General features: G+C 67.9%; 16 protein-coding genes, 1 tRNA gene and 1 riboswitch. Of the genes, 5 read left to right on the top strand and 12 right to left on the bottom strand.

Translation table 11 applies throughout. From position 1 onward, the window contains the following. Nucleotides 1-263 precede the first annotated feature (263 nt). The 3 genes from MKD38_RS08075 (at nt 264) to MKD38_RS08065 (ending at nt 1,693) form a co-directional block, all read left to right on the top strand. The gene (locus MKD38_RS08075; protein ID WP_010813729.1) at nt 264-590 is read left to right on the top strand and encodes an ElaB/YgaM/YqjD family protein; all 327 of its coding nucleotides are present in this window, start codon (nt 264-266) and stop codon (nt 588-590) included. Between the two features lie 219 nt (nt 591-809). Continuing rightward, entirely contained in the window at nt 810-1,190 is a 381-nt protein-coding gene (locus MKD38_RS08070) for a phage holin family protein (RefSeq protein ID WP_092306926.1), read from the top strand. Continuing rightward, nucleotides 1,187-1,693: a DUF3318 domain-containing protein gene (locus MKD38_RS08065; protein WP_252675650.1), complete on the top strand. Its 507-nt coding sequence runs from the start codon at nt 1,187-1,189 to the stop codon at nt 1,691-1,693. The genes MKD38_RS08070 and MKD38_RS08065 overlap by 4 nt, the downstream gene beginning before the upstream one ends. Before the next feature lie 13 nt (nt 1,694-1,706). Here the strand turns inward: MKD38_RS08065 and MKD38_RS08060 are convergent, their stop codons facing one another. The 11 genes from MKD38_RS08060 to ybgC form a co-directional block, all read right to left on the bottom strand. Further along, complete coding sequence (locus tag MKD38_RS08060; protein ID WP_252675648.1) at nt 1,707-4,532, bottom strand: EAL domain-containing protein; 2,826 nt, start codon at nt 4,530-4,532, stop codon at nt 1,707-1,709. 203 nt (nt 4,533-4,735) lie between these two features. Beyond that, nucleotides 4,736-4,811: transfer RNA gene (locus tag MKD38_RS08055), tRNA-Lys, on the bottom strand. Between the two features lie 66 nt (nt 4,812-4,877). After that, nucleotides 4,878-5,993: a YeeE/YedE family protein gene (locus MKD38_RS08050; RefSeq protein ID WP_252675646.1), complete on the bottom strand. Its 1,116-nt coding sequence runs from the start codon at nt 5,991-5,993 to the stop codon at nt 4,878-4,880. 48 nt (nt 5,994-6,041) lie between these two features. After that, the gene (queC, locus tag MKD38_RS08045; protein ID WP_252675960.1) at nt 6,042-6,725 is read right to left on the bottom strand and encodes a 7-cyano-7-deazaguanine synthase QueC; all 684 of its coding nucleotides are present in this window, start codon (nt 6,723-6,725) and stop codon (nt 6,042-6,044) included. Nucleotides 6,726-6,845: 120 nt separating this feature from the next. Continuing rightward, entirely contained in the window at nt 6,846-7,604 is a 759-nt protein-coding gene (gene ybgF / locus MKD38_RS08040; protein ID WP_012353551.1) for a tol-pal system protein YbgF, read from the bottom strand. A 15-nt stretch (nt 7,605-7,619) separates the two neighbouring features. Continuing rightward, nucleotides 7,620-8,129: a peptidoglycan-associated lipoprotein Pal gene (gene pal, locus MKD38_RS08035; RefSeq protein ID WP_115704257.1), complete on the bottom strand. Its 510-nt coding sequence runs from the start codon at nt 8,127-8,129 to the stop codon at nt 7,620-7,622. A 15-nt stretch (nt 8,130-8,144) separates the two neighbouring features. Continuing rightward, complete coding sequence (gene tolB, locus MKD38_RS08030; protein ID WP_252675644.1) at nt 8,145-9,515, bottom strand: Tol-Pal system beta propeller repeat protein TolB; 1,371 nt, start codon at nt 9,513-9,515, stop codon at nt 8,145-8,147. Between the two features lie 216 nt (nt 9,516-9,731). Continuing rightward, on the bottom strand, nt 9,732-10,805 hold the full coding sequence (tolA, locus tag MKD38_RS08025; protein WP_252675642.1) for a cell envelope integrity protein TolA: 1,074 nt from the start codon (nt 10,803-10,805) through the stop codon (nt 9,732-9,734). A gap of 36 nt (nt 10,806-10,841) precedes the next feature. After that, nucleotides 10,842-11,285 (bottom strand): protein TolR, encoded by a 444-nt coding sequence (gene tolR / locus MKD38_RS08020; protein ID WP_018008157.1) that lies wholly within the window; start codon nt 11,283-11,285, stop codon nt 10,842-10,844. A 61-nt stretch (nt 11,286-11,346) separates the two neighbouring features. After that, nucleotides 11,347-12,030 (bottom strand): protein TolQ, encoded by a 684-nt coding sequence (gene tolQ, locus MKD38_RS08015; protein ID WP_198046717.1) that lies wholly within the window; start codon nt 12,028-12,030, stop codon nt 11,347-11,349. Next, on the bottom strand, nt 12,027-12,431 hold the full coding sequence (gene ybgC / locus MKD38_RS08010; RefSeq protein ID WP_111519457.1) for a tol-pal system-associated acyl-CoA thioesterase: 405 nt from the start codon (nt 12,429-12,431) through the stop codon (nt 12,027-12,029). Before ybgC ends, tolQ begins: the two co-directional genes overlap by 4 nt. Before the next feature lie 165 nt (nt 12,432-12,596). Then, nucleotides 12,597-12,722: riboswitch (ZMP/ZTP riboswitch) on the top strand. Between the two features lie 124 nt (nt 12,723-12,846). Here ybgC and glyA point away from each other — a divergent pair. Both glyA and nrdR read left to right on the top strand, forming a co-directional pair. Then, nucleotides 12,847-14,094: a serine hydroxymethyltransferase gene (glyA, locus tag MKD38_RS08005; protein ID WP_062801448.1), complete on the top strand. Its 1,248-nt coding sequence runs from the start codon at nt 12,847-12,849 to the stop codon at nt 14,092-14,094. A gap of 155 nt (nt 14,095-14,249) precedes the next feature. After that, on the top strand, nt 14,250-14,714 hold the full coding sequence (gene nrdR / locus MKD38_RS08000) for a transcriptional regulator NrdR (protein ID WP_012353559.1): 465 nt from the start codon (nt 14,250-14,252) through the stop codon (nt 14,712-14,714). A gap of 15 nt (nt 14,715-14,729) precedes the next feature. Here nrdR and MKD38_RS07995 read toward each other — a convergent pair whose 3' ends face one another. After that, entirely contained in the window at nt 14,730-15,188 is a 459-nt protein-coding gene (locus MKD38_RS07995) for a type IV pilin protein (RefSeq protein ID WP_252675634.1), read from the bottom strand.

Below are 15,188 nucleotides of genomic sequence, written 5' to 3'. Positions count from 1 at the left end.
GGAACCAGCGTAACTGGATTGATATCCAACCCAAACGAATATAAAGTCACTACAAAATCACTCGTAGTCATATAGACATTCTCTGACATTCATCACGCCCGCTTTCGTGCATGCTGGCAATACTTGAGCGCCAGACCCCGCAGCAATCCCGCAGCAACCCTGCAGCGAACCTTGTTCCGGGCGCGTTGCCTTGAAAGGGCGACGTGTCGCCACATATGCTAAGTATCAGACCGACAAATGCCGTTAGCCTCGGAGCGAAGAAAATGTCAGAATCCGCACAAACCGAACCAACCGCCCGCAAACAGGAGAAACTGATGAGCGATGTCAAGACCGTTCTGTCCGACGCCGAGGAACTGCTGAAGCAAGCCGCCTCGACCACCGGGGAAAAGGCCGCCGAACTGCGCGAGCGTGGCATGGGCCTGCTCAAGCAAGCCAAGGAAAAGGCCCAGGACCTGCAAGACGCCGTCGTAACCAAGAGCAAGGCTGCCGCGCGCGCCACCGACGACTACGTGCATGACCACCCGTGGCGCGCCGTGGGCGTGGCAGCCGGCGTGGGCCTGCTGATCGGTCTGCTGCTCAACCGCAAGTAAGCGCTGCAAATCCGGCGCGGCACGCCAATGCCGCGCCATCGCGGCAACCCGCCCGGGTTGCCAATGGCCGGGGCGCCCGGTGTGCCGGTAACGCTGTCGTGGTTGACCTGTCACGGTCAACCGGTCGTTGCCGACACAACTCGCGCCGTCATCCGGCCCCGCCAGTTGGATAGGTGCGTACGGCCATGCCGGCGCACCGCTCTTTCACGCCGGAGCCGCATGAGCGAAGCCACCCCTTCCCCCAAGTTCCTCGACGCCGTGCGCAACCTCGCCGGCTCGCTCGTGGCGATGGTGCAGACGCGCCTGGAGCTCGCCAGCGTGGAGCTGGCCGAGGAGCGCACGCGCCTGCTGAAGGTCGCCCTGCTGGCCTTGTTCGGGCTGGCGTTCTTCGGGCTGGGCCTGGTCACGCTGACCGCCCTCATCGCGATCCTGTTCTGGGACACCTACCGCTGGCAGGCGCTGGGCGCGCTCACGGTGCTCTACCTGGTGCTGTGCGCCGTCTGCCTGGCGTACGCCCGCAGCGTGCTGCGCAACGCGCCGCCGATGCTGGAAGCCACGCTCGCCGAAATCGACAAAGACCGGGAGATCCTGCGCCGATGAGCACACTCGACCCTGACGACAGCACGCCCGCACGCGAACGCGGCGAATACCCGCGCGCGCCCCGGTTCACGCAGGAGGTGCGCCTGCCGCTGGCGGTGCGCAAGGAACTGCTGCTGACCCGCGCCGCCCTCGAACGCCACGATTGCCGGCAGGCGCTGCACGCGGTGCGCGGCGGCGTGCACCGCCTGGGCACCGTCAGTGCCTGGCTGCCGCGGATCGCGCGGCCGGGCTCGTGGATGAAGGTGGTCGGGCTGACCAAGGACTATCCGCTGCTCAGCACCGCGGTGACACTGGCGCTGCCGCTGGTCAAGCGCGTGCCGGTGCTGCGCCTGACCTGGAAGCTGTCCAAGCTCGGCTTGGTCGCCGGCGCGGCTTACTGGGCCTACAACACCTGGCGCGATGCCAAGAGCCAGGCGGTGCCGCCCGCCAACGTGCCGACCCCGGCCCCGGCAGGCACCCCGCCCGCCGCCGACACTGGCTTCCGCGACCCGCTGATTCCCTGACGGCGCTGGGGGCTCATCCCGCCAGCGCCAGCGTCGGCCGCGCCCCGGTCTCCGGGGCGGCCGGTGCGAACGGCACCGGCGGCGCAATGTGGTAGCCCTGCACCAGGTCCACGCCCAGCTCGCGCAAGCGCGCGAGCATCGCCTCGTTCTCGACGAATTCCGCAATGGTCTGCTTGCCCATCGCGTGGCCGATGCGCTGGATCACCTCGACCATCACCAGGTTGACCGGGTCGGCCAGCATGTCGCGCACGAAGCTGCCGTCGATCTTCAGGTAGGCCGCGGGCAGGTGCTTGAGGTAGGTGAACGACGACATGCCGGCGCCAAAGTCGTCCAGCGCGAAGCGGCAGCCGAGCTGCTGCAGTTGCATGATGAATGCCCCGGCCTGCGCCAGGTTGGCGATGGCCGCGGTCTCGGTGACCTCGAAGCAGATGCCGTCCAGTGCGATGCCGAAGCGCTGCGCCTGCTCGCGCACGAAGTCCGGGAACTGGATGTCCGCCAGCGACGAGCCTGACAGGTTGATCGCGCAGATCGCGATCTCGGCCTGGCGCTCCGCCAGCGTGGCAAACGCGGTCTCGACCACCCAGCGGTCGATCATCGGCATCAGGTTGTAGCGTTCGCAGGCCGGCACGAAGGCCATCGGCGGCACCAGCCGCCCGCGCTCGTCGACCATGCGCAGCAACAGCTCCACATGGCGCCCCGCCGCCGCCGTGCCCGGCTGCACCGGCATGATCTCCTGCGAGAACAGGCAGAAGCGGCCGGCGGCCAGCGCCGCATGCACGCGGCTGACCCATTCCATCTCGCCATGGCGCGCCTGCACCACGCTGTCCAGCGGATGGTAGACCTGCACGCGGTTGCGCCCGCCCTCCTTGGCCACGTAGCAGGCCGCGTCGGCGGCGCTCAGCGCCTCGGCCACGCTGCCGGTGTGCCGGTCCAGCGTGACCAGTCCGATACTGACCCCGACCGCGAAGGTGCGCTGCCGGTGCGCAAAGCGGAAGCTCGCAACGGCGTGGCGCAAGCCCTCGGCGATGCGCTCGCCGTCGACGCTGCCGCAATGCTCGAGCAGCACGCCGAACTCGTCGCCGCCCAGCCGCGCCAGCATGTCGCTGCGGCGCAGCTGGCCGCGCATGATCTCTGCCATCTGCCGGATCAGCTCGTCACCGGCGGCGTGGCCGCAGGTATCGTTGACCACCTTGAACTGGTCCAGGTCCAGGTACATCAGGGTGTGGGGGATGCCTTGCACGCGTGCACGCTCGATCGCCGCGGCCAGCCGGCGCTCGAACTCGGCACGGTTGACCAGGCCGGTCAGCGCGTCATGGCTGGCCTCGTACGCCAGGCGCGCGGCATGCGCGCGTTCCTGGCTGATGTCGTGCAGCACCACCACCACGCCGATGGCCTGCGCGGCGCGGTCGCGGATCAGCGCCACCGATGGCTTGACCGCCAGCGCCTGTCCGGGCTGCCCGGCACCGTCGCGCTGCACCAGCTGGGCCGAGCGGCTGTGCCAGCGCTGGCGCAGCGCCAGCGTCACGATATCGGGCAGCGGCGCCAGGCTGTCCTCGTCGCGCAGCACGCAGACCTCGCTCAGCGGCAGCCCGCGCGCCTCGGCTTCGCGCCATCCGGTCAGCGCTTCGGCGGCGGGGTTGAGCGACTGCACGCGGCCCCACACGTCGGCGGTCACCACCGCGTCGCCGATCGCCTGCAGCGTGACCTGGGCGCGCTCCTTTTCGGCAAACAGCTGGGTCTCGTAGCGCTTGTGGTCGGAGATATCGGTCAGCGACCCCGCCATGCGCGCGCGCCGGCGCCCGGCGCCGCGCACCAGCCGGCCGCGCGCGCGCACCCACAGGTAGTCGCCGGCCCGGTTGCGCAGGCGGAATTCGGCATCGTAGGGCTCGCCGCTGCGCAGGTGATGCGCCAGCTTGGCCTCGAACGCCACCAGCTCGGACGGATGCAGCAGCCCCAGCACGGTTTCGCGCGCATGCGGCAGCTCGTCGCCGCGATAGCCGAGCATCTGCGCGCAGCGCGGCGAGAAATACAGTTCGCCGCGGCCCAGGTGCCAGTCCCACAAGCCGTCATTGCTGCCCTCGACCGCCAGCTGCAGTTGCTCTTCACGCTGCGCCAGCGCCTCGCGCAGCCGGCGCTCGCGCCGCAGCGGCCCCATCGACAGCAGGATCGCCGACATCAGCAGCGCCGCCGCCATCACTGCGCTGCCGTTGGTGAGCAGCCGCGTGACCCGGCGCGAGGCCTGGCCCAGATGTCCCGAGAAGGCACGTTCCAGCGGCGTCAGCCTGGCGTCGATCTGCGCGATGTTGCGCAGCACCGGCGCAACGCAGGCGTCGTCGCAACCGGGCTGGGCGGCCAGGCGCCGCAGCACCAGCGCCTGCTCATGCAGGGCAAAGATTTCGAGATCGCCCTGCGCCCACACGCGGATGGCGGCGTCAACCTCATGGATCTGGCGGAAATTCCGGTACAGGCGCACCATCCGCGGGATGTCTTCGGGGTCGTTGCCGCCGGCCAGCAGGCCCTCGTGCACGCGTTCCAGGTCAGGCTCGGCACGGTCAAGTTCCAGGCGCGCTCGGTGGTCGCCGAACGGGATGGCGATGGACGCCAGATAGGCGTCGAAATCCGCCGGATCGCGGTCCTCGCCGTAGCGCAGCAGGTGCAGCACGGCGTTCTTCTGGCCCTTGGACCACTGGCTCTCGCCCGCGACAAAGGCGCGCGCGGCCGACAGCAGGTCCAGGCTGGCGATGCTGAACAACGCCAGCGCGACCACCACCGGTACGAACGGCCAGATGATGCGCAGCACATGCCCGCTGGCCGGCAAGGAAACGCCTGCTCGCCGCATAGGTCTTGTTCGAGGGGGCCGTGTCTCGCGGCCGTTCCGAGCGCCCGCGGTCCACACGCCGCGGCTGGCCCATTGTGGGGCGCGCGCCGGGCCCGCGTCTCTACCTCGAACTAGTTAAAGCACCCCCTACCATCGGGGCATGCCGGACGAAACAATGCAAAAGAAAAGGGCCTGTGACGTGCGCCACAGGCCCTTCGACATACTGGTGGGTCGTGCGTGACTCGAACACGCGACCAACGGATTAAAAGTCCGCTGCTCTACCGACTGAGCTAACGACCCGAAAAAACAGAACCGCGATTATAGTGATGCGATTCTCGATGTGTCAAGGGCATGGCGCGCCAGCACTTACACCATGCGTTCCAGGCGCCACATCTGGTAACGGAACGCCAGCGTCGCGCCGGCCAGGATGCCGGCCAGTGCAATGAACGAGCCCAGCGCCAGCGTCGACACGCCCGACAGCCCCTGCCCCACCGTGCACCCCAGCGCGGTGACCCCACCGGCGCCCATCAGGATGCCGCCGACCATGTGGTTGGCGACGTCCTCGGCATTGCCGAAGCCTTCCCAGCGAAAGGTGCGCGTGGCCAGCGCATACGCGGCCGCGCCGGCGATCACGCCGAACACGCTGACGATGCCGATGGTCAGCACCTTGCTCTTGTCGCTGAACAGCATCAGCCAGTCGAGCGTGTAGGCATACGGCGCGACGAAGCTCAGGCTTTCCATGCGGCCACTGTTGGTCGAGACGAACAGTTCTTCCAGCGTATTGGGGTCTTCGGCGACGTAGCCCATGTGGCCCGACACGTACCACATCGCCACGATGATCAGTCCCACGCCGATGCCGCCCAGCAGGTTGTCGAAGGTGCGGAAACCGCGCCCCGCCAGCGCCCACGCCGCCAGCACGCCGCCCAGCGCCAGGCCCAGCCCCAGCTGCAGCACGCCGCGCGCCGCGCCGGTGCCCTGCGCCAGCACCGACGGCAGGTCCTGCGTGGTCGGCAGCGCCAGCGCCACCGCGTCGACGGTATTGACGCGCACCACGCCGAACAGGCCGCGCAGCGTCATGTAGGCCGACAGCCCCAGGAACACGAACACCACCAGCGACTTCAGGTTGCCCGCGCCGATCCGCACCAGCGTCTTGCTGCCGCAGCCCGATGCCAGCACCATGCCGAAGCCGAACATCAGCCCGCCGGCCAGCGCCGACAGCCAGGCCAGCTTGCTGGCGGCATAGATGGTCTTGGTCGGGTCGATGGCGCCGTTCCAGGCCAGCACGCCGGTGCCGATCATGGCCACGCCGATCGCCAGCACCCACATGCGCATGCGGCTCCAGTCGCCCATGTTGACGATGTCCGAGACCGCCCCCATGGTGCAGAAGTGCGTGCGCTGCAGCACCGCGCCAAACAGGAAGGTCAGGACAAAGGTGCTCAGCAGCACCGAGCGCGACAGCGCGGCAAGATCGATTTCAGGCATGGGGCGGGAACGGCGGACTCAGGCTAAGGCGCGGACTCAGGTGCAGGATCAGGCGGCGGCCTGGTAGCGGGTCGGGTCGGGCACGCCGGCAGCCTCGAAGCCGGCGCGGCGGATGCGGCAGGAATCGCACACGCCGCAGGCGCGGCCGTCATCGTCGGCCTGGTAGCACGACACCGTCAGGCTGTAGTCGACGCCCAGCGCCATGCCGGCGCGGATGATCTCGCCCTTGGTCATGTCGATGATGGGCGCATGCACGCGGAAGCGGTCGCCCTCGACGCCGGCCTTGGTGGCCAGGTTGGCCAGGGTCTCGTAGGCGGCGACGTATTCGGGGCGGCAGTCCGGGTAGCCGGAATAGTCGACCGCGTTGGCGCCGAAGAACAGGTCGCGCCCGCCCACCGCCTCGGCCCAGCCGAGCGCCAGCGACAGCATGATGGTGTTGCGCGCCGGCACATAGGTGACCGGGATGCCGCCGGTGGCGCCGTCGGTCGGCACTTCCAGCGCGTCGTCAGTCAGCGCCGAGCCGCCGAAGCGGCGCAGGTCGAGGTCGACGATCTCGTGGCGCACGGCGCCCAGCGCGGCGGCCACGCGCTTGGCGGCCTCCAGTTCCGAGGAATGGCGCTGGCCGTAGCGCATCGACAGCGCATAGGTCTCGAAGCCCTGGGCGCGGGCCATGGCAAGTACGGTGGCGGAGTCGAGTCCGCCGGACAGCAGGACGATGGCGCGTTGGGTCATGGTGCGGGTCGCGCCGTAGGCGGCGCGCAAGAACATTCAGGCGAATCGCATATTCTAGCGCGACAAACGAGAAAGGCCCGCGGAAGCGGGCCTTGCGGTGGCGGGCGGCGGCGCCGGCGCTTACTTCAGCGTCTTGAGCCGGTTGCTCGCCGCCTGCGCGCCCTCGGTACCGGGATACTTCGCCACCACCTGCTCCAGCGTCTTGCGCGCGGCCGCCTTCTGGCCGGACTCGAGCTGGTTGTTGGCAATGGCGATCATCGCGTCCGGCACCTTGGGGTGGGTCGGGTTGGCATTGACCATGTTCTGCAGCACGAAGGTGGAACCCTTGTAGTCGCGCTGCGCGTACAGCGAGTTGCCGAGCCAGTACTGTGCCAGCGGCAGGTACGGGCTCTGCGGGTACTTCTTCACGAACGCCGAGAACGAATTCCCCGCGCTCTTGAAATCGCCCGCCTGGAACTGCTTGAGCGCGGCATCGTATTCGGGCTTTTCGCCCGGCTGCGCGATGCCTTCGCGACCTTCGACCGTGACCTGCTGCGGCTCGAATTTCTTCAGGCGCGCATCGAGGTCGGCGTAGTAGTCCTTCTGCTGCTTCTGCAGCGTGTCCACCGTGTTCTGCAGGACTTCGTTCTGGCCGCGCAGCCGCGCCACTTCCTGGCGCAGGCCTTCGAGCTGGTTCTGCATGTCGAGCAGAGTGCGGCTGTTCTGCTCGATGCGCTGCGTCGCGGTCGCCTGGAAACCGTTGAACTGGTCGCGCAGGCCGATGACGGCCTTGCGGGCCTCGTCATCGTCGAACACTCCGGCATGCGCCTGCGACAGCGGCAGCATGCCGCCGCCGGCCACGGCGGCGAGCCACAACAGGGTGGAAACGCGTGCTTTCATGGAAGGCGGTCCAGATCAGTAGTTGATGTCCGCGCGGCGGTTCTCGGCCCACGAGGCTTCATCGTGGCCGGTGGCCTTGGGCTTTTCCTTGCCCAGGCTGACGGCTTCCATCTGCGCATCGGGCACGCCCATCGAGGCCAGCGAGCGGCGCACGGCTTCGGCACGCTTCTGGCCCAGCGCGAGGTTGTACTCGCTGGTGCCGCGTTCGTCGGTGTTGCCCTGGATCAGGATCTTGCGGCCCTTGTTGCCGCCCAGATACTTGGCGTGCGCGGTCAGCAGGCCCTGGTAGTCGGACTTGACGGTGTAGCTGTCGAAGTCGAAGTAGACGCTGCGCTTGGCCAGCGGGCTGTTCGGGTCGTTCAGCGGATCGGCGGCGGTCACCGGGGTCACGGCGCGCGGATCGGCGCCCGTGCCGGCCGTGCCGGCACCGGCGTTGGCGGTGTCGTCCAGCTTGACGCCGGAGCTGCAGGCGCCCAGGGCCAGCAGCGCGGCGACGGCAAGGGTTTTGGTCATCAGTTGGGCCATGGTGGTTGACTCCTGTTATTGCATGAAAGGACCCCAGGACGGCTCGCGAACATCGCCGGACTGGAGGGACAGAACCTGCCGGGTACGCCCGTCAGTGGACACCGCCGCCAGCACCGCGCGACCGCCCACGCGGGTGGCATAAAGGATGTACTTGCCGTTGGCGGCGAAGCTCGGCGCTTCGTCGTTGGCCGTATCGGTCAGCGACGTCACGTCGCCGTTGCTCAGGTCCTGCAACTGCAGCTTGAAACCGCCCCCGCGCGAGATGTACGCCAGGTACTTGCCATCCGGCGAAATGCGCGGGCTCACGTTGTAGCTGCCCTTGAACGTCACGCGTTGCGCCCCGCCGCCCTCCTCGCCGGAGGCGGGCATGCGGTAGACCTGCGGCGCACCGCCGCGGTCGCTGGTGAAGTAGATGCTCTTGCCGTCGGGAGAGTACTGCGGCTCGGTGTCGATGGCGCTGCTGCGCGACAGGCGGCGGATGCCCGAGCCATCGGCATTGACCTGGTAGACCTGGGTATTGCCGTCGCGCGACAGCGCCAGCGCCAGGTGGCGGCCGTCCGGAGACCACGACGGCGCGCTGTTGTTGCCCTTCTGGTTCGACACCAGCGTGCGCTTGCCGCTGGCCAGGTCATGCACATACACCACCGGCTTCTTGGCCTCGAACGAGACATAGGCCACGCGCGCGCCATCCGGCGACCACGACGGCGAGATGATGGGCTCGTTGCTGGTCAGCGCCACCTGTGCGTTCTGCCCGTCCGAATCCGAGATCAGCAGCTGGTAGCGGCCGCCCACCTTCGACACGTAGGACAGGCGCGTGGCAAACACGCCGCGCTCGCCCAGCAGCTTTTCATAGATGTAGTCGGCGATCTTGTGCGCGGTCACGCGCAGCTGCGACTGGTTCACGGTGAAGGCCAGCCCGCCCAGGCTCTGGCCCTTGACGGTGTCGTACAGGCGGAAGCGCACTTCATACTTGCCGCCCGCGGCCGGGGTCACGCTGCCGGCGACGAAGGCATCGGCACCGCGCGCTTTCCAGCCGCCCAGGTCGACATTGGCGGATTCCGCCACGGTGGCGCCGCCCGGGTCGACATTGCGCAGGCGACCGCTGCGCGCCAGGTCGGCACGGATGATCGCGGTCAGGTTCTGCGGCGCCTGGGCCTCGCCCTGGAAATTGGCGGTGGCCACCGGGATCTGGGTGGCGCCGACCCCGGAGATCTCAACGTTGAGCTGCGCGTGCGCGGCGCCGGCTGCCATGGTCATGGCCGCGGCCAGCCATGCCATCAGCGCGCGGCGGCCCGCCAGGGGCTGCGGCCGGACGGCGCGTTGTGGTGCGGGGTTTGCGTTGTGCCGCCTCGCGGACAGCCAGTTGGGGGCCCAAAGCTTTCGCATGCTGCTCCTCAGTCGATTTCAAGTTTCGTCGGGCACGACAGGCAATCGGCAACACGGGCAAATGCGGCATTGCAGCGCGTGGCGCATGCCCCGTCCGTGTGCATACCGCACCGTCGGCTGCGTCAGGCAACCTGTCATGCTAGCGCTGGGACCGGAACCCGACGATGAAGGTTGCATTATGTTGCAAATCATGCTGTGCCGTTCACTCAGTCTCACTCAGTCCTTCGGCCGGAAGGTGATGGTGAAGCTGGCCGGCGCCTTGCCGTTCTCGTCGCGCGGCAGCGGATCGGAACGCTCCACCGCGCGCAGCACGGCATTGTCCCAGCCGGAGTTGCCGCTGGACCTGGACAGCCGCGCCGACAGCAGCGAACCGTCCGGCGCCAGCTGCACCGAGACCACCGCGGTCGGATTGCCCGGCACGTCCTCGGTAAAGACGATGTTCGGCTTGACGCGGCGCCGCACGCGGTCGGCATAGCCGGGCGACGCCTTGCCGCCACCGCCGGCACCGGCGCCGGCCGCATTGCCGACCCCGCCACCGCCCGCGCCGGAGCCGCCGGCCAGCGCCTGCAGGCGCGCCAGCTCGCTCTTGCGCTGGGCGTTGGCGGCGGCTTCGCGCTTGGCCTTGGCGTCGGCATCCGCCTTGGCCTTGGCATCGGCCTGGGCTTTCGCCTTGGCGTCGGCCTGGGCCTTGGCCTTGGCATCGGCCTGCGCTTTGGCCTTGGCCTCGGCGGCTTCCTTGCGCTCGCGCTCGGCCTGTTCCTTGCGGTCCTGCTCCTGCTGCGCGGCCTTCTTCTTCGCGTCTTCCTTGCGCTGCGCTTCCTTGCGCTCGGCCTCGCGCCGCTCGGCTTCCTTGCGGTCGGCCTCCTTGCGCAGGGCTTCCTTGCGCGCCTCTTCCTTGCGCTCGGCGTCCTTGCGCACCTCTTCCTTGCGTGCTGCTTCCTTGCGCTCGGCTTCTTCGCGGGCGGCCGCTTCGGCGCGGCGCTTCTTCTGCTCCAGCGCGATATCGGCGTCGTCCTCGACCTTGCTCTTCACCTGGGGCGGCGGCGGCGCCGGACGCGGCTGCACCACCGGTTCGGGCTCTGGCTGCGGCCGCGGTGGCGGGGGCGCAGTGGCGGCGGGGATTTCCTCCCACAGTTCGGCCTCGGCCCCGACCGGGGTGCTGCTCTGCCAGCTCACGCCGTAGTACAGCACCACGGCCAGCATCAGGTGCATGAGCAGCGCGAGCAGGAAGGAACGCAGGGTTCCCCGCTCCTTGACCGGCTGGTAGGGATAGGCGGCGGCGGTCGTCATCAAGCGCAACGGCAATCGGATAGGGGCTTCAATACGTCAGGAGGTCTTGGACTTGACCATCAGGCCGACGCGCTTGACGCCGTCGGCTTTCAGGACCGACATGACGTCCAGCACCGCCTCGTACTTGACCGCGCGGTCGGCGGCGATCACCACCGGCTGGTCCGGGTTCTCGTTCTGGCGCTGGTGGACGAAATCCAGCAGCCCCTGCTTGTCGAGCTTGCGTTCGAACGCATTGCCGGCGTTGTCCTTGCCGCGCGCGGTGAGCTGGCCGTCTTCATGCACGGTGACGACGATCGGCGGCGCCTTCTGCTGCGGCGTGGCATTGGCCACGGTGGGCAGGTCGACGGTGGCGGGGCTGACGATCGGCGCGGCCACCATGAAGATGACCAGCAGCACGAGCATGACGTCGATATACGGCACGACGTTGATCTCGGCGCTGGCCCGGCGGCGCGAGCCGCCGCGGCGCTGAATGGCTGCCATTGCAGGACTCCTGGAAACGCCGGCCCGGGCTCACCGCCCGGACCGTTGATAGGGAATACGGTTAGCGGGTCTGGCGCTGCAGGATGTTCAGGAACTCTTCCATGAAGCTCTCGAACCGGATCGCCAGGCGATCGATTTCGGTGGCGTAGCGGTTGTAGGCAATCACCGCCGGGATCGCCGCGAACAGGCCGATCGCGGTCGCCACCAGTGCCTCGGCAATGCCGGGCGCCACCGACGCGAGCGTCGCCTGCTGCACGTTCGACAGCCCGCGGAACGCGTTCATGATCCCCCACACCGTGCCGAACAGGCCGATATACGGGCTCACCGAACCAACCGAAGCCAGGAACGGCAAATGCGATTCCAGCACGTCCATCTCGCGCTGGTAGGCCGCGCGCATGGCGCGGCGAGCGGCGTCGAGCAGCGCGCCGGCCTCGTTGCCGCGTTCGCGCGCCTTCAGGAACTCGCCCATGCCGGATTCGAAGATCCGTTCCAGCGCACCGGTGTTGTGGCGGTTGTTGACGGCGCTGTTATAGAGCGCCTGCAGGTCGCCGCCGGCCCAGAAGTCGCGCTCGAAGCCTTCGGTCTGGGTGCGCGCCGAACGCACCGCCAGGTGCTTGCGGAAGATATAGGTCCACGAAAACAGCGACATGGCGAGCAACAGCGCCATGACGGCCTGTGCCAGCACGCTGGCGTGGAGCACCAGCGTTACGATCGACATGTCTTGCGTGACGGTCACGGGATTCATCGTGCTGACTTGATGGTGGCTAGAACGGGGTCGGGGATCGGGGCGGGACGGAAAGTGCTTTTGTCGACGCAGCCAACGCGGATCGCGCCGGTCGCGAGCATCAGCTCGCCACGCCAGGCTTCCTGGGTGAACTGCACCGAAGCCGGGCCGACCCGGTCGATGCGCGTGCGGATTTCAAGCTGGTCGTCCAGCCGGGCGGGCGCATTGTAGTCCACCGCCGTGCTGCGGACGATGAAGACCACGCCGGCCTGGTCGGCGAGCGCCTGCTGTTCGATGCCGAGCGAGCGCAGCCACTCGGTGCGGGCGCGCTCGAAGAACTTGAGGTAGTTGGCGTAGAACACTACGCCGCCTGCATCGGTGTCTTCCCAGTACACCCGCAGGGTCCAGACAAAGTTTGGCATGGCCGCGATTGTAACGGAGAGCGATACCCGTTTCGTGTAAACCCGCAGGACGACTTTGCAACAGCAAGTTGCTGGCCAGGCCCGCGCCAGCCCTTGCCAGCGCTTGGCTGGCGGCGCCACGGCTTGCGGCGGGCAGCCGCCTCGCGCTACACTGCGCGCAACCATTCCATCTTGCGCGACTGGCGAAGTCAGTGGGCACTACCACGAGGAAGCGCAAGTTCTCTGGCGTGAAGTTTCCAGACGCCATGGCGTTGACGCGAGTCATGCCTGCCGCTCGCCTGGGCAGCGAATGGGAAGCAGGGTGCGCCCTGCGCCGACGGCCAAGCCGCCGCCGGTGCCGGTCGCCGCTAGCCTTCCCCGCGCGCCCTACCCCCGATGCCTGAATCGGATTCCCTTTTTTCAGACGAGTTTCGCCATGTTCGAACGCAGCCGTTTTACGATCGACCAGATCGACCCCGAGGTCTTTGCCGCCATCCAGCAGGAAAACCAGCGCCAGGAAGACCACATCGAGCTGATCGCCTCCGAGAACTACACCTCGCCCGCGGTGATGGCCGCACAGGGTTCGCAGCTGACCAACAAGTACGCCGAGGGCTATCCCGGCAAGCGCTACTACGGCGGTTGCGAGTACGTCGACATCGTCGAGCAGCTGGCCATTGACCGCGTCAAGCAACTGTTCGGCGCCGAAGCCGCCAACGTGCAGCCCAACTCGGGCTCGCAGGCCAACCAGGGCGTGTACTTCGCCGTGCTCAAGCCGGGCGACACCATCATGGGCATGAGCCTGGCCGAAGGCGGCCACCTGACCCACGGCATGGCGCTGAACATGAGCGGCAAGTGGTTCAACGTGGTCAGCTACGGCCTGAACGCGCAGGAAGACATCGACTACGACGCGCTGGAAAAGCTCGCGCAAGAGAAGAAGCCCAAGCTGATCATCGCCGGCGCCTCGGCCTTCGCGCTGCGCATCGACTTCGAGCGCATCGGCAAGGTCGCCAAGTCGATCGGTGCCTATTTCATGGTCGACATGGCCCACTACGCCGGCCTGATCGCCGCCGGTGTCTACCCGAACCCGGTGCCGCACGCCGACTTCGTCACCACCACCACCCACAAGAGCCTGCGCGGCCCGCGCGGCGGCGTGATCCTGATGAAGGCCGAGCACGAGAAGGCGATCAACTCGTCGATCTTCCCCGGCATCCAGGGCGGCCCGCTGATGCACGTGATCGCCGGCAAGGCGGTGGCGTTCAAGGAAGCGCTGACGCCGGAGTTCAAGGAATACCAGCAGCAGGTGGTGAAGAACGCCGCGGTGCTGGCCGAAACCCTGATCGCGCGCGGCCTGCGCATCGTCTCGGGCCGCACCGAGAGCCACGTGATGCTGGTCGACCTGCGCGCCAAGAACATCACCGGCAAGGAAGCCGAGCGCATCCTGGGCGAGGCGCACCTGACCGTGAACAAGAACGCGATTCCGAATGACCCGGAAAAGCCGTTCGTCACCTCCGGCATCCGCGTCGGCTCGCCGGCCATGACCACGCGCGGCTTCAAGGAAGAAGAAGCCCGCATCGTCGGCAACCTGATCGCCGACGTGCTGGACAACCCGCACGACGCCGCCAATATCGCCGCGGTGCGCGAGCAGGTGTCGGCCCTGACCAAGCGTTTCCCGGTCTACGGCTGACGCTGACAAGGCCGCCCGTGCGCACGCGCATGGGCGGCCGGCAGCTCCGCGGCCCGCGCCCCTCCGGCGCGGGCCGCGGGCCTCGCCAACCCGCCCTGCCGCCGCAGAACGACAACACGGACAAGGCGATGGGGTTCAACTGAAGGTGGTCCGGCATGAAATGCCCCTTTTGCGGTCATTCCAATACCCAGGTTCTCGACACCCGCATGTCGGAAGACGGCGATGCCGTGCGCCGGCGCCGCCGCTGCGAAGCCTGCGACCGCCGCTTCACCACCTATGAGCGGATCGAGCTGTTCTTCCCCGCCATCGTCAAGAAAAACGGCTCGCGCGTGGACTACGCCCGCGCCAAGCTGAAGGATTCGATGCGCCTGGCGTTGCGCAAGCGCCCGGTCTCGGCCGAAGCCATCGACGAAGCCATCACCCGGATCGAAGAAAAGCTGCTGGCGCTGGGCGAGAAGGAAATCCCCAGCAGCCAGGTCGGCGAACTGGTGATGCGCGAGCTGCGCAAGCTCGACAAGATCGCCTATATCCGCTTTGCCTCGGTCTACCGCAGCTTTGAAGACGTGTCCGAATTCTCGGACGTGCTGGCCGAAGTCACCGCCGGCAGCGGCAAGCGCTGACGCCCGCGTCTTCCGCTACCAGCACTGCGCCGACGCCACGCCGGCGCGCATCCCCGTGTTCCCCTGCAGCCCCAGGTGGTTGATGGTGTAGCTGCCGCAGTCGTCTCCCGCCTGCGCGCCGACCGGCGCCGCGGTCGCGGTATAGCTGGTGGCCGGATTGCCCGCCACCACCGTCAACTGGTAGTACGCCTGGCCGCCTGACCGGATTTCCACCGGAAAGGCCGGCCCGGCATATCCCAGCGCGGCGGGCGTGCCGCCATAGACGTTCTGCGTGCTGAACAGCCGCTCCTGGCGCGCCGCCAGATCCAGCAAGGCGGTCTTGGCGTCGGTGCGGCGCGACTTGCGCACATGCTCCGTGTAGGACGGATAGGCGATCGCGGCCAGGATCGCGGCGATCGCCACCGTGATCATCAGCTCGATCAGCGTGAAGCCCGCGGCAGCGCGCCGCGCTTGGAGAAAGGCAGGCAGGTTCAT

The organism is Cupriavidus sp. WGlv3 (assembly GCF_023952475.1).
Taxonomy (GTDB): domain Bacteria; phylum Pseudomonadota; class Gammaproteobacteria; order Burkholderiales; family Burkholderiaceae; genus Cupriavidus; species Cupriavidus phytorum.
The sequence above is the reverse complement of the archived record's forward strand: the minus strand, read 5'-3'. Positions and strand labels throughout refer to the sequence as shown.

What these genes read in the sequence shown, in the direction of transcription:
- nrdR (WP_012353559.1), top strand. Translation starts at nt 14,250, where the DNA reads ATGAAATGCCCCTTTTGCGGTCATTCCAATACCCAGGTTCTCGACACC.
- tolQ (WP_198046717.1), bottom strand. Translation starts at nt 12,030, where the DNA reads ATGAATCCCGTGACCGTCACGCAAGACATGTCGATCGTAACGCTGGTG.
- MKD38_RS07995 (WP_252675634.1), bottom strand. Translation starts at nt 15,188, where the DNA reads ATGAACCTGCCTGCCTTTCTCCAAGCGCGGCGCGCTGCCGCGGGCTTC.
- MKD38_RS08050 (WP_252675646.1), bottom strand. Translation starts at nt 5,993, where the DNA reads ATGCCTGAAATCGATCTTGCCGCGCTGTCGCGCTCGGTGCTGCTGAGC.
- MKD38_RS08065 (WP_252675650.1), top strand. Translation starts at nt 1,187, where the DNA reads ATGAGCACACTCGACCCTGACGACAGCACGCCCGCACGCGAACGCGGC.
- MKD38_RS08070 (WP_092306926.1), top strand. Translation starts at nt 810, where the DNA reads ATGAGCGAAGCCACCCCTTCCCCCAAGTTCCTCGACGCCGTGCGCAAC.
- tolR (WP_018008157.1), bottom strand. Translation starts at nt 11,285, where the DNA reads ATGGCAGCCATTCAGCGCCGCGGCGGCTCGCGCCGCCGGGCCAGCGCC.
- glyA (WP_062801448.1), top strand. Translation starts at nt 12,847, where the DNA reads ATGTTCGAACGCAGCCGTTTTACGATCGACCAGATCGACCCCGAGGTC.
- pal (WP_115704257.1), bottom strand. Translation starts at nt 8,129, where the DNA reads ATGGCCCAACTGATGACCAAAACCCTTGCCGTCGCCGCGCTGCTGGCC.
- tolB (WP_252675644.1), bottom strand. Translation starts at nt 9,515, where the DNA reads ATGCGAAAGCTTTGGGCCCCCAACTGGCTGTCCGCGAGGCGGCACAAC.
- MKD38_RS08075 (WP_010813729.1), top strand. Translation starts at nt 264, where the DNA reads ATGTCAGAATCCGCACAAACCGAACCAACCGCCCGCAAACAGGAGAAA.
- ybgC (WP_111519457.1), bottom strand. Translation starts at nt 12,431, where the DNA reads ATGCCAAACTTTGTCTGGACCCTGCGGGTGTACTGGGAAGACACCGAT.
- ybgF (WP_012353551.1), bottom strand. Translation starts at nt 7,604, where the DNA reads ATGAAAGCACGCGTTTCCACCCTGTTGTGGCTCGCCGCCGTGGCCGGC.
- MKD38_RS08060 (WP_252675648.1), bottom strand. Translation starts at nt 4,532, where the DNA reads ATGCGGCGAGCAGGCGTTTCCTTGCCGGCCAGCGGGCATGTGCTGCGC.
- queC (WP_252675960.1), bottom strand. Translation starts at nt 6,725, where the DNA reads ATGACCCAACGCGCCATCGTCCTGCTGTCCGGCGGACTCGACTCCGCC.
- tolA (WP_252675642.1), bottom strand. Translation starts at nt 10,805, where the DNA reads ATGACGACCGCCGCCGCCTATCCCTACCAGCCGGTCAAGGAGCGGGGA.